This is a genomic window from Marseilla massiliensis (assembly GCF_016899955.1).
GTDB lineage: Bacteria > Bacteroidota > Bacteroidia > Bacteroidales > Bacteroidaceae > Prevotella > Prevotella intestinigallinarum.
This window is the reverse complement of the sequence record NZ_JACJJL010000005.1, coordinates 149,919-163,141: the sequence shown is the minus strand read 5'-3', so window position 1 is coordinate 163,141 and position 13,223 is coordinate 149,919. Positions and strand designations below refer to the sequence as shown.

Annotated in this window: 10 protein-coding genes; 3 read left to right on the top strand and 7 right to left on the bottom strand. The window is 60.0% G+C overall.

Annotated features, from left to right (window positions below; all coding sequences use genetic code 11):
- Positions 1-22: 22 nt before the first annotated feature.
- Together H6B30_RS04570 and H6B30_RS04565 are read left to right on the top strand one after the other, a co-directional pair.
- Positions 23-2,299: an alpha-L-rhamnosidase-related protein gene (locus H6B30_RS04570; RefSeq protein ID WP_239483584.1), complete on the top strand. Its 2,277-nt coding sequence runs from the start codon at positions 23-25 to the stop codon at positions 2,297-2,299.
- Positions 2,300-2,448: 149 nt separating this feature from the next.
- Positions 2,449-2,766, top strand: a complete 318-nt coding sequence (locus H6B30_RS04565) for a heavy metal-binding domain-containing protein (RefSeq protein ID WP_205108370.1) — start codon at positions 2,449-2,451, stop codon at positions 2,764-2,766.
- A 153-nt stretch (positions 2,767-2,919) separates the two neighbouring features.
- On the opposite strand, the gene H6B30_RS04560 is transcribed toward H6B30_RS04565, so the two are convergent.
- Together H6B30_RS04560 and H6B30_RS04555 are read right to left on the bottom strand one after the other, a co-directional pair.
- Positions 2,920-4,347: a rhamnogalacturonidase gene (locus H6B30_RS04560; RefSeq protein ID WP_239483594.1), complete on the bottom strand. Its 1,428-nt coding sequence runs from the start codon at positions 4,345-4,347 to the stop codon at positions 2,920-2,922.
- A 23-nt stretch (positions 4,348-4,370) separates the two neighbouring features.
- On the bottom strand, positions 4,371-5,012 hold the full coding sequence (locus H6B30_RS04555; protein ID WP_205108366.1) for a DUF4450 domain-containing protein: 642 nt from the start codon (positions 5,010-5,012) through the stop codon (positions 4,371-4,373).
- Positions 5,013-5,230: 218 nt separating this feature from the next.
- On the opposite strand from H6B30_RS04555, the gene H6B30_RS04550 reads away from it, so the two are divergent.
- On the top strand, positions 5,231-7,276 hold the full coding sequence (locus H6B30_RS04550) for a beta-galactosidase (RefSeq protein WP_439116957.1): 2,046 nt from the start codon (positions 5,231-5,233) through the stop codon (positions 7,274-7,276).
- Positions 7,277-7,324: 48 nt separating this feature from the next.
- On the opposite strand, the gene H6B30_RS04545 is transcribed toward H6B30_RS04550, so the two are convergent.
- The 5 genes from H6B30_RS04545 to H6B30_RS04525 all read right to left on the bottom strand — a co-directional run bounded on the left by H6B30_RS04545 (position 7,325) and on the right by H6B30_RS04525 (position 13,199).
- Positions 7,325-8,311 carry a protein kinase family protein gene (locus H6B30_RS04545; RefSeq protein WP_205108364.1) on the bottom strand — a complete coding sequence of 329 codons (987 nt, stop codon included), beginning with the start codon at positions 8,309-8,311 and terminating at the stop codon, positions 7,325-7,327.
- Positions 8,312-8,328: 17 nt separating this feature from the next.
- The gene (locus tag H6B30_RS04540; RefSeq protein WP_205108363.1) at positions 8,329-8,892 is read right to left on the bottom strand and encodes a hypothetical protein; all 564 of its coding nucleotides are present in this window, start codon (positions 8,890-8,892) and stop codon (positions 8,329-8,331) included.
- Positions 8,893-8,983: 91 nt separating this feature from the next.
- Positions 8,984-10,894, bottom strand: coding sequence for a leucine-rich repeat protein (locus H6B30_RS04535; protein ID WP_205108361.1), 1,911 nt, complete (start codon positions 10,892-10,894; stop codon positions 8,984-8,986).
- Between the two features lie 290 nt (positions 10,895-11,184).
- Positions 11,185-12,168, bottom strand: coding sequence for a hypothetical protein (locus tag H6B30_RS04530; protein WP_205108359.1), 984 nt, complete (start codon positions 12,166-12,168; stop codon positions 11,185-11,187).
- Complete coding sequence (locus tag H6B30_RS04525) at positions 12,168-13,199, bottom strand: hypothetical protein (RefSeq protein ID WP_205108357.1); 1,032 nt, start codon at positions 13,197-13,199, stop codon at positions 12,168-12,170. Before H6B30_RS04525 ends, H6B30_RS04530 begins: the two co-directional genes overlap by 1 nt.
- Positions 13,200-13,223: the final 24 nt, after the last annotated feature.

The following is a 13,223-nucleotide window of genomic DNA, read 5'->3' as shown; positions in this document are numbered from 1 at the left end:
GACAAACAAAACAATGGAAAGGATGATAGTATCACGTTGGTTGGTGGCTGTGGCAATGGCACTGCCATCGTTGGCAACGGCCCAGAAGCCGGTGCATCTCATGACAGACCTCATTGAGCATACGGACAGAGTGTTTATCGGCGGGCGCCCATCGACGCTCACCCTCGGCGAGGTGGGCTCGGCCATCGAGCCGTGGCAGGTGGCCGAGGTGCGCACGCCGCGACCGCGGCTCACGTGGGCTTACAGCTCGCCGGAGCCGGGGGCCTGTGTCGTGGCCTGCGAGGTGACCGTTGGCACAAGCCCCGACTTGGGCGGCCGACAGCCGGGGGTGGTATGGACGAGCGGCCGCAGGGCCGGGCGCGGGGCATGGGCCATGGACTACGGCGGGCCCGACCTGAAGCCTTCGACCACATATTACTGGCGGGTGCGCACGTGGGACAGCAACGGGCGCGAGGCCACGTCGGCAGTCAAGGCGTTTCGCACAGCCGCCTCGCTCGACGGGCAGCCGTCGCGATACCCGCTCACACTGACCGACGAAGAGCCGGCGGCGGTGCGCAGCATTACGCCCGGCATGCTGATGGCCGACTTCGCCGACGATGCCTTCGGGCAGCTGTCGCTCACGGTCACGGCCAGGGCCGAAGGCGACACACTGACCATACACCTCGGCGAACAGCAACTGGAAGGGCGCGTCAACCGCAAGCCCGAAGGGTCGCAACGCTATGCCAGGTATGTGCTGCCGCTGCTCAGGGGCACGCACACCTACCGCGTCAAGCTGCGCAAAGACCGGCGCAACACCACGCCAAGGCGCAACGAGAGCCGTGTCGACCCCATACTGATGCCGGCATACATAGGCGAGGTGTTCCCGTTCCGTTATTGCGAGGTCGAGGGCATAGGCGGCGACGTCGAGGTGAAGGCCTTGGTGCGCCATGTGGCCAGCTATCCCTTTGACGCCTTCGCGTCGAGCTTTGAGTCGTCAGACAGCGTGCTCAACCGCGTGTGGCAGCTATGCAAGCACACCGTCAGGGCCACGTCGTTCTGCGGAACATACGTCGACGGCGACAGGGAGCGCATACCCTACGAGGCCGACGCCATCATCAACCAGCTCAGCCACTATGCCGTCGACCGCGAATACTCCATCGCCCGCCACAGCGTGCGCCACCTTATATACAACCCTACGTGGCCCACGGAGTGGATATTGCAGTCGGTAATCATGGCCTGGAACGACTATATGTACACCGGCGACAGCCGTCTGCTGGCTTCGGCATACACCGACCTGCAGGCAAAGACGCTGCTCGCGCTGCGCGAAGGCAACGGACTGATAAGCACGCGCACGGGCAAGGCCACACGCGAAGTGTATGAGTCGATACACTTCAAGGGCGAAAGGATTAAGGATATTGTAGACTGGCCGCAGACCGGGGCAGCCGGGGTGGAGAAGGAAGACGGCGGCGAGGCCGACGGGTTTGTGTTCACCGACTACAACGCTGTGGTCAACGCATACCATTACGAGGCCCTCGTGCTGATGGCGAAAATAGCCGGCGTGCTGGGCAAAGACAGCGACGCCCGCAGCTATGAGGCCGAGGCCGAAAGGGTGGCCGGGGCTTTCAGCGCCCTGCTCCGCGACAAGGCCGACGGGCTTTTCCGCGACGGCGTAGGCACGGACCACAAGTCGCTGCATTCAAACATGTTTGCGCTTGACTTCGGTTTGGTGGCCGACGGCGACCGCAAGGGCGTGGTCGACTTCATAAAGAGCCGCCGCATGGGCTGCAGCGTCTATGGCGCTCAGTTCCTGCTCGATGCGCTATACGACGCGGGCGAGGCCGGCTACGCCCTGAGCCTGCTCACGTCGACAGCCCGTCGCAGCTGGTACAACATGCTGCGCATAGGGTCGACAATCACCACCGAGGCCTGGGACAATGTGTATAAGCCCAACCAAGACTGGAACCATCCGTGGGGAGCGGCTCCGGCCAACGTCATAGTGCGCAAGCTGATGGGCGTAGAGCCGTTGGAGCCGGGATTCGGGCGCTTCCGCATAAAGCCGCAGCCGGCATCTCTGAAGAGTGCATCGATTACCGTGCCGACCATACGCGGCGATGTGGCAGTGGCGTTTGAAAACGAGCCCGGCAGCAGTTTCAGCCTTCACGTAGGCGTTCCGGCCAATACCACGGCCGAGGTGTGGGTGCCAAGGCTGGGCAAGCGGCCTACTGTTGACGGCAGGGCCGTGAGGGCAAGGCGTTCGGGAGAGTTTTGGGTGGTGGAGCTTTCGCCGGGCAGCCACGACATCGGCGTAAGCGCTAACTGACCACGCGCCACTGCCTATTGTGCCGTTGCATGCCGCCACTGCTGGCTTGCCGTCGGCACTAACTGCGGCTGTGGTCAGTAGATGGCGCTGATTGGCGGTGGCTGTGGCGTTTTTCATGCTCATTCGTACATACTTAATTATTGGAAAATATGTTACTTACAACAACATCAGTCATTGAAGGCCAGCCTGTAAGGGAATACTTGGGAGTGGTCACGGGAGAGACAATCATTGGTGCAAACGTGTTCAAAGACTTTCTTGCGGGCATGCGCGACTTCTTCGGAGGGCGCTCCGGCAGCTACGAGAAGGTGTTGCGTGAAGCCAAGGACACGTCGTTGCGCGAGATGGAGGAGCGCGCCCGCAACATCGGGGCCAACGCCATCGTTGGCATAGACATAGACTATGAAACCATAGGCGAGGGCAACTCGATGATCATGGTGTCGTGCAGTGGCACGGCGGTAAGAATCTGACAGGCCTCTGCCTGTGCCTCGGGCAGTCTCTGCCTGGTGCATGGCCGTGGGCCGTGGCGTAGCCGGCTGTCTGTTGTGTGGCTGGCGTCGCCGCGGCCCATGGCCTTACCGGCAGTAGTCAGAGTGGTTGCTTGCATCCCTGTCTGCCGGGGCTTATCTGGCGGTGGGGCTGTTGCCTGCCGCCATCGCGGGCTTGCCGTCTTCGCTAATCCCGCAGAATGTCAGTCCGTCGGCGTCGTCGGTGACGAACAGCGGGCGTGAGTCGGGTTTCTCGAAATGGAAACTTATGTTGTCAAACCTTATCCCTTCTGCATGTCGCACATAGAATCCCTTGGCCGGAACAGTGCCGAACATCCATGGTTCGGGGTAGGCTTTTTCCTGTTCCGGCACCGGGTTTGAGGCGTCTTCAGGCTTGAATCCCCCTTTGTAATGCAGCGAGATGTCGCTCAGGCTCACGTCTTCAATCTTGTGGCCCGGCACGCCGCTGATGATGGAAGAGTAGCGCGAGTCAACCCCAAAGGCATTGACGTGGCTTATGTGTATGCGCTTCATGCTTCCTACCGGTGTGCCTTCGGGGCTCCGCATCCGCGCCCCCAGCCTCAAGAATATGCCCGCGTTCACAATGTCGCGCATGGTTATGTTGCTTATCACCACGTCTTCTACATCACCGCCGTCAACACTTTCGATGGCCAGGCCGCGGCAGTGTTCGAACAGGCAGTTGGTTATGGCAATGTTCTTGAAGCCACCGCTCGATTCTGTTCCAATCTTTATGCGCCCTGTCCGCCCTCCGTGGTCGGGTGCTTGGGGCTCGTCGAGCTGCCACGAGGCGTCTGCCATGGTGTACCGGTCGTACCCGCTAACGAAGCAGTCGGATATGGTCACGTTCTCAGTGTCCTTGAAGTAGCCCAGCGCAAACGATGCTTTCAGCACGATGGCATCGTCCCATGGCGAGTTGACGCTGCACGAGTTGATGCGCACATTCTTGCAGCAGTCAATGTCGAAGCCGTCGCGGTTGGTGTCTACTTTAACGTTGCTGATGGTCAGGTTGTCCACCCCAGTGGCCAGCAACGCAAAGTGTCCGCATTGAACCATGCCCAGGTCGCGGAGCACAACGTTGCTGCACTCCTTCAGGGCGATGGCTTTGTTGCCTATGCCCGGGCGCCGGTCGCCTTCTCGGGTCAGCCCTTTGCCTATGATGTAGCCCGGCCCGCTGATGGTGATGTCGTTGAGTCCTATGCCCCATATCAATGAGTTCTGCCAGTGGCTGTGGCCGAAGTCCTGGTATTTGCTGTGCGGATTGGGCTCTGGCGGGTCGTATCCGGCAGAGTCGGTGGGAAACTCCGCAATGATGGCAGCACCCTGTTCGAGGTGCAGTTCAACGTGGCTTGCCATCCTGATTGAGTAGCATGCGTAGCGACCGGCGGGCACATAGACCGTGCCTCCGCCTTTCCCGGCGGCTGCCCTTATGGCTTTGTTGATGGCTTCAGAGTCGATGTGCACCCCGTCGCCAGTGGCGCCGAAGTCCCTGACGTTGTAAGTGTCGGCCAGCGATGGCGTCGTTGCCAGTGCGGCGATGGCCATTAAGATGATTGTTGCGAGCTTTTTCATCGTGCAGTGTTGTTTTTCCGGCCAAACAGTCTTGGCAGTTCCGAGTATGTGTAACTTTCCTTTTGGCGTGGTCGCCCGATGCTTATGTATACCGGCTTGCCGCGTTCCATGGTCACAGAACCGCCCAGTACGGGTGCGTCGGTTTTCTTCCCGGAGTTGAATGTGGCCGTGGGGCTGTCCTGTTTCCTGCCGTCACACAGTCTCACGTCGGAGCCGGGGGGTACCAATGCCTTCGAGAATCGAAGGTGCATCACCTCTCCGTGGTATATGGCCACTTGGTTTCCTTCCACGCTGAACACGTTGTCGGCGCAGTGTTCAGGCTCGATGTGCGCGGCCGGGGCGGGGGCGTCGAACCCTCCAATCACCCAGATGAGGCGCGTGCTGTCGGGGAGCGAGAGGTTTGTAACCTCTATAGCAAGGCTCCGTTTGTCATCCGTCTGCATGTGCCTTACGGCTATTTGTCCGTCAAAAGCATTGTCGCCGTCGGGGCACACCCATTGGTCTGTGCCGCCTCCGGCCACACCAATGAGCACGCCACCGGCCCCCTCGGCCGGCGCAAAGACCCTCGGTGGCTGCCCGTAGGCGTGCATCGAGATGCTGAGCGCTGCACAGGCTACGGCTATTGTCATTCCTTTCATGTTGTTGTTAAAGTTGTTCATTATGGCTGTCGTGATGCAAAAGTAATGGTTTTATGGCGTATGCAGCATGTAATATTTGAGTTTTGTCATGAAAATAATGTTAACTTGACGGGGCATGACGCGCTTTTGCGGATTTTATTTTTAGCTTTGCATCGATGCAAAACCATTAACGACTGATTATGATGAATAAACGATTGATTGCCGGACTGTTGAGTTTTATGCTCTCGTTGGGCTCAGCCGAGGCCAAATCGCAGTGGTTCCAGGATAAAGACCTGACGCTGACCGGCGCCTACTATTACCCGGAGCACTGGGATGAGAGTCAGTGGGAGCGCGACCTCAAGCGCATGCACGAGCTGGGCTTTGAGTTTACTCACTTCGGCGAATTTGCCTGGGCGCAGATAGAACCGCGCGAGGGTGTCTACGACTTTGCATGGCTCGACCGTGCCGTGGCGCTTGCGGCGAAGTACGGAATGAAGGTTGTCATGTGCACATCGACCGCCACCCCGCCCGTGTGGCTGAGCCGCAAGTACCCCGAAATACTCGTTCGGGAAGAGGATGGCACCGTGCTCGACCATGGGGCGCGGCAACATGCCTCGTTTGCTTCGCCCGTATACCGCAGGCTTGCGGCCAGGATGATAGAGGCGTTGGCCAGCCACTATGGTGCAGACTCGCGCATAGTGGGGTGGCAACTCGACAATGAGCCCAACGTGCAGTATGATTATGGCGATGCCGCCGAGGCCGGCTTCCGCGACTATCTGCGCGACAAGTACGGCGGAGACATAGCTGCCTTGAACAGGGCATGGGGCACTTCGTTTTGGAGCGAGGTGTATTCCTCATTCGAAGAGATAACGCTCCCGAAGACAAGGCAGCAGTTTATGAACCCTCACCAGATACTCGATTACAGGCGTTATGCCGCAAAGGTGACCAACGATTTTATGGATGAGCAGTGCCGGTTGATAAGAAAGCATGCGCGCAACCAGTGGATTACCACCAATTACATACCTGATTACGACCGTGGCATAATAGGTGGCAGCAAGGAACTTGACTTTGTGAGCTACACAAGGTATATGGTTTATGGCGACAACGAGGGCATAGGGCGCCGCGGATACCGCGTGGGCAATCCGTTGAGGATAGCCATGGCAAACGACTATTTCAGGCCGCTGGGCGACACCTACGGCGTGATGGAGCTGCAACCCGGTCAGGTCAACTGGGGCGCGGTAAACCCGCAGTCGATGCCCGGGGCCGTACGCCTGTGGCTGTGGAGCGTGTTTGCGGGCGGTGCCGACTTCATTTGCACCTACCGTTACCGCCAGCCCTTGTTTGGAATGGAGCAGTATCACTATGGCATAGTGGGCACAGACGGTGTGACGCTTACCCCCAGAGGCCGTGAATATGAGCAATTCATGGGTGAGATAAGGATGCTACGGAAGGAAGCCCGCCCCTTCGACAGCAAGCCTGACGAATATCTAAAGCGCACGACGGCAATAATGTGGAACCCAGAAAACTACTGGAGCATTGACCGCCAGAAGCAAAACCGGGCGTGGGATACGTTCCGCCACCTCGGCCATTACTACCGTTCGCTCAAGGCCTACGGCGCTCCGGTCGACTTCATTGGCGAAGACAAGGACCTCGGCAGCTACCCGGTGGTGATAGCCCCGGCCTATGAGCTTGTTGACAGCGTGCTCGTGGGGCGCTGGAAGGAATACGTTGAGAACGGCGGCAACCTGGTGCTGACCTGCCGCACGGGCAACAAAGACCGCAACGGAAGGTTTCCTGAGCTGCCTTTCGGTTCGATGATAGAGCCGTTGACGGGCAACAAGCTCGAGTTCTACGACCTGCTGTTGCCGGCAGAACCCGGCATAGTGGCCATGGACGGCGCCGACTACAGGTGGTGCACGTGGGGCGATGTGCTGTCGCCGGGGGCCGACAGCGAGGTCTGGGCTACTTATAAAGACGAGTTTTATGCGGGGAAACCGGCCGTGACTTTCAGGCGCCTGGGCAATGGAACGGTCACTTACGTGGGCGTGGACACTGAAGACGGGCTGCTGGAGCGGCGTGTTCTCGACAAACTCTACGCCCGCCTTGGCATAGGGGTGATGTCATTGCCTTACGGCATCACGCTCGAATACCGCAACGGGTTCGGCATAGTGTTAAACTACTCAGACAGCGTTTACCATTTCACGGTGCCCCGGGGGAGCCGCATACTGATAGGCAGCGAAGACCTGCCCACGGCCGGTGTGCTTGTGTTCAAGCTTGGGCAGTAGGACAGGGGTGTCACTTTTCGGCGCCGGCGGCCATGCCGCCGGCGCCCGTCAGCGGGGCCATTGGCTGTAGTCGATGGCCCTGTTGCCGTCTCCGGCGGTGCCTTGCGCAGGCGCCTGTATGCTGTTGCCGCTTTCAGCGCCGTAGCGTACGGCCAGTTCTTTGGCTATGTATGCCGCCAGGGCCAGCGCCGTCAGGGCCATCACCACTAAGGCCACATGCTGCCATGGCCGTGGCTTCTGCTTGCCGAGCAGGCTTGACAGCTGCGTGGGGCGTTCGTCGGCGTTGTGCCGGGTGCAAGCGTTGGCCATGCGCATCAGCTGCTTGTCACCGGTGGCCTCGGTCATGTCGCGCATCACCATGCCCAGCGAGTAAATGTCGGCGCGCTCGTCTGCCGTTGCGCCCGGCAAGAGAAGCTCGGGCGCTATGTAGCCCGACGTGCCGGCGGGCAGCTTGAGCACGTTGAACGAGTCGCTGTCGGCCAGCCCGAAATCAATCAGCTTTATGTTGCTGCCATGGTGGGTCACCATGATGTTGGCCGGCTTAAGGTCGCGGTGCACAATCTGTTTGCTGTGCATATAGTCGAGCGCCGAAGCCAGTTGGCGTATGGCCTTGTGGGCCATTTCGGCAGTGAGCGTGCCGTTGTTGATGAGCTGCTGCAGCGTGTCGCCGTCGATGTAGTCCATCACTATGGTCTGTCCCAGCCCCTCGATATACTCCATGTCGATGGTGCGGCAGATGTTCGGGTGGTCGAGCAGCAGCCCTATCTCAAACTCCTTGGCCAGCGCCTGGCGGTAGACCGGCGTGTACAGGTAGTCGGGCTTCAGGCACTTCAGCATGTAAACCTTGCCATAGCGTGTGGCGGTGAGCAGCCGCGTGTGGCCCGACGCCGACACATAGCGCTCGCGTATGTTGCTGAAGCTTTTGTCCATGCTGCCGGTGTTAGCCGCGGCCATCTCGTCGTTTATGTCCTCGGTATATCCCGACGAGGCGTCGGCGGCTTCGTGTTCAGTGTTTGTTGTCGGCCGTTGGTTCATGTCATGTAGCTGCTTTCCTATTTCATGTTGATGATGGTCAGTCCGCCGTTGCGCCCGGCCACGAATGGCGCCGTGCGTTTGCCATTGCGCTCTATGAACGGCAGGTAGAGCGGTTGCTGCTTGATGAAGCACCCGGTAGTGAACCTGTCGCCCTTCTGCATCTTGCTGTTTGCCGAGCTGACCACTTCGTATTGGCTCTCGCCGAGATAGCTCAGCGTGACAATGCGGTTGGGCGACCACCCTATTTCCACCGTGCACCCCTTCTGGATTTCGTTGCTTGCCAGTTGCTCGGCGGCAAAGAACGACGAGTTGTAGCGCGTGCTTGTCTTGAGCCACTGTATGAACTTTGCATAGTTCTTGTGGCCCAGGCACATCGACAGGTGGTCTAATGTCTCTATGCGGGGCTTGTGCTTGTCGCTTACGTAGCCCCAAAGGCGTTTGAGCGTTGATGGCGACACCCTTTCGTTGGTCTTCTTCTGTATGTACAAGGAGAACACCTCGAAGTCGGTTGTTGTACTCAGTGTCTTGCCGAAGTCTTGTTCGAGCAGGATTTTCAGTTCTTCTATTTCAGGAGTTGTCATAGTCGTTGTGTCTTGTTTTGCCTGTGGCCGCTTCATGACTGTTGGTTGGCGGCCGCCTTGGCTGTTGTCTGTTATGTTTTTATTCTGGTTGTTATTTCTCGGTGATGTGCTTGAATTTGCCCCAGTTCCTGTCGGCCTTGTAGAAGCCTGAGCGCCCCGCCGGCACGTGTAGCGTGCACGACTGCAGCAGTTCGGCGTATGATGTGGCAAACGCCTTGTCGTTGCACACTGGCGGGTATTGGGCGTCCAAGTAAATGTGCTGCAGCGGGCAGCCGTCGAAGGCATAGTCGGATATCAGTTCGGTCATGCTTCCCAGTCGCAGTATGCGCAGGCGGCTGCACTGCTGGAAGGTGGCCGTGGGTATGAGCCTCAGCTTGTCGGGCATGGTCACTTCTTCGACCATGCTGCCGAAAAATGCCGCCTGTCCGATTTCCTTGAGCCCGTCGGGCAGTGTGAAGCGGGTTATGGAGCATCCCTGGAAGGCATAGTCGCCTATCGACGTTACGGTGGCCGGCAGGGCGTAGTCGCCTGTCTTGCCCATCGGGAACCATACTATCTGACTGCCGTCGGCAGACAGCAGCACTCCGTTGTCGGCAGTGTAGGCACTGTTGTTCGGCGGCACACTGATGGCCGACAGCGCGGTGCATCCGTCAGACGGGGTGACGTCTGTCGTGGCCGACGGTATTTGCAGTTGCTTCAGTCCGGTGCATCCCTTCAGCGCATCCTTCTCGATGACAGTGGCATCGTCGGGCAGTTTCAGTTCAACCAGCCCGGTGCAGAGGGCGAAAAGCCCCTGGCCCACAACACCGTTGCGGGTGAAGTGAGAGTTGTCGTAGGCCCCTCCGCCTTCCACTATGTGCGCCTCGGCCATGTTGAGCCGTGCCAGTTGCCCCCGGGTGGGTTTGCCGTCGGCGCCTATGCCCAGCATTTTGCGCAGGCATTTCAGGTCGTCGCCGTTGAGCGGCCCCTTTATCGACAGGGTGGTAAATGAGTAAATGTCTTCGCCCAGGGTGTATTCAAGCGAGCCCGCTACGGTCAGCGTGACGGCGTTGCCGGTGGTTATCTCTAACTCCGGGCCTTGGCTTTCGCCCACGGTGTTGGCCGCGTAGGCCCTGATTTCATATTCGGTGTTCTGTTGCAGTCCGCTGATGTGCAGGGTGAATGTGGTGTCGGCGTTGATGTCGCCGTCGGCCTCGATGCGCCTTTGGCCTCCCGTTGCGGTGTTGGTCACGCAGAAGCCCGTGGCCGTGAGCGGTTCGCCGCCATTGTCGGTGACGCTGTAGCTGGCAATCATGCTTGTCGGCCCTTGGCTGTACAGCTTGGGTTGCGTCACTGACGGCTTGTTGTTTGGCAGGGTGACAAATGTCATGGTGTCGCTGTAGGTGTTGTTGTGGCCGTCGAAGGCTTTGAGGCAGTAGCTGTAGGCCGTGCCCGGCGTCAGGCTGTCGAGCCTTGTCGTCACGTTGTCGGCCCCCAGGGTCAAAGGCTGCCTTGCCGCCGCCATCTTGCCTCCCGTGCCAATGAGGAATTCCAGCTCGGGCAGGCTGCCGTTGTCGAGGGGTGATGCCTGGCCGTGCAGGGTGGCTTCGGTGCGCGTGATGTCGGTGGCCTCGCCCACGGCCGGCACGCTGCTGGGAACGGTGGTGAAGCTCATGGTGCTGCTTGTCAGCGTCACCCTGCCGTTGGTGGCTTGCAGCCTGTAGCGGTATGTCGTGCCGGGTGTCAGTCCGGTTATTCTCCGGCTGGCCTCGTTGCCGTCGAGAGTGATGTCGCTTATTATGCTGTCGGCACCGCCGCCAGTGGCCAGTGCGAAGTTCAGCCTGGGCATGGCGGTGTTGCCCCTCAGCCCCACCGCGCCGTGCAGCGTGGCTTCAGTGTGCATCACGCCGGTGGCTTCGCCCACGCTCAGGCTCGGTTCGAAGCTGCCCGGCATGTCGTCGCTGGTGCAGGCGCAAGCCGTAGCGGCAGCCATCATCAGCATGGTCATTGTCTTTTTGTCCATATTCGGTTGTTGTTAAATATTTGTGGCAGAATGCTGCCGTTGCCGTGAAATATTCTTACACGGCCGTTGCCGTTGCGGCCCTGTGTGGCCATTGTCCTGCCAAACGGCCCCCGTTGCATGGCCAAACGGCCCTTTCGGGGCTGCGAAACGGCTCTTTTTGCAGTGCCATCCGGCCCGTTGTGCAATCGGCTGGGCCAGAGGCTGTTGCACGCCGGGCGCCGTTGGCCGTTTTTTCTTTACACCCGGTGTGCCGCAACGCGGCGCTTGCGCCCCGTCGGCGGCGTGGCGGCTCATTTGTGGCTTTTATACAGACGTATGCCTATGCCTACGCTACCCTGCCATGCTTTGCCGGCAATGGTAATGGCAGAAGCCGAAAGGCAGATGCGCCCAAGGCTCACCATGACACCCGCCTCGGCAGCCACGCCGCTGTGGGTCAGTCCGCTATTGAGGGCATACCCGCCGCCCTCGCTCTCGGCCAGTTGCCATGCCGTGGCCGTGCGGCCGTAGCCGGCGCCGTAAAACAGGTTGATGCCCGGCCACAGGCGGTGGATGGGCCCTGCCGTGACGGCATAGCTCGAGTGGCGCGTGGCCCCGGTGTAATAGGGCATGACGCCGCTGTTGCCTATCAGGCCCTCCTCGTTGCATTCGGCGTTGGTGGGGCCTGTGTGCCGAAAGTCGGTCTGCGCATGCACAAACGCACCGTGGCGTCGCATTGCCACGGCCATGATGCCCCACGAGGGGCCGTTGTCGTGGAATGACGCCGTGAGCAGGGCGCTTGCCGCCAGGGGCAGCCTGGGCTTGCGGCGGCCAATGGTCACGGTGTCTACTATGGTCTGGGTGAGTATTATGGTGTCTGTCCGCAGCGTGTCGTCTTGGCGCGGAAGGTCGAGCGTCAGCTCGTAGGTGACGTGGCTTTCGAGAGGTTGGGGAAACCTGTAGTCGCGCAGCACGCCCCATCGCGGGTGCTTTATGGTGAGCATTTTCGACCCGCGCGGCATGTAGAGCCATATCTCGCCCACCTCGTCGCGGCGCACCACTATGCCCAGCGGCGACGAGAAGGCAAACTCCTCGGGTGCAGCCACCTTGATGAGGGCGCATGGCTCGTCGTTGAGGTCGCGCACGGGGTCGATGAAAGCGCTCACGTCGTTGGGCAGCTGTCGGAACTGTTTGACCGCGAAGTCTTGTGCTTCGGCCACAGACAGCCGTGCCGCCTGTGCCGCGATGAATAGCAGCGCCAAGGCTGCAATGCGCATCTTGAGGGTTCTGTTTGCCATTAGTTGAGGTTGAAGTCGGTTATGTCCATTACGTCGTCGGGGGCTTCAACCGATGCCGCCGGCTGCCATGTGCGCACGTGGATGAGCGGCATCGACGGGTTTCTGAAGTCCCAAAGCAAGAAGAGGTAGCCGTCGTCGGAATAGTGGTCGCTGCGGTAGCCCTGCCTGAGGCTCACGCCGTATATTCCGTCGACGGTGGGGTGGCGCATTATCCTGAAGGCCGAAAAGCGCACGTCGATGGTCCGCGAGGCATCGAAAGCTCGCTTCAGCCTGCTGATATATTCTTTTTTTGTGCGTATGAAGTATTCGGTGCGTTGCCGCGGCAGGGCGGCCTTGGTGTCGTCGGGCCCCGTCCTGACCACGTTGCCCACGATGATGAGCGCCCGGTCGCTGAACACTTGTTTGATGAAGTCGATGTCTTTGGTGGTGTATGCCGTGCGCAGGTGCTCGCAGTATCTCAATATCATGCTCCTGCGGCCTGCGTCTTCTTCGGTGAACTTGCCCGACAGCACCTTGGCGGCCTCGGCGTAAAACGGGTTGCTGCGGGCCATGCGCCTGAGGTCGGAGGCCTGGTCGCTTTGTTCTTGGCTGCTGTTGGTGGGGCCGTCGCCGGCTGTTGCCTGTTGGCCTTGAGCCGTCTCTGTTGGTTCGGCAGTCCTGCCCGCGCGTTCGTCGGGCGTCGGCTCGGCCTTGCCGCCGGCTTCAAAACACACCTGTCCCAGCCTGTCTATGTAGCCCTCGCGCCCGGTGGCGTTCTCGCGGAAGCGCAGCCGGCCGCCCCTGAACCTCACGTCGAGCGTGCAGTCGCGCAGCGGTATGTTGAACAGGTGGTTGCCGGCGGCGTCGCATACGGCGAAATGGCTGTTGCCGCTGCCGTCGGCCATGACCACCAGCTGGCGCCCTTCATGCACGCCGTAGCCCGCCATGCCGTGGCCGCCAGACAGAACGGGGGCGGGTGTCAGCCTCAAAGCCAACGCCACGCCCCCGAGTATGAGAGTCAATGTCGATAATATGATCAGTGCTTTTGTCATTGTTGCCTGGATTCTTCGGTGCGA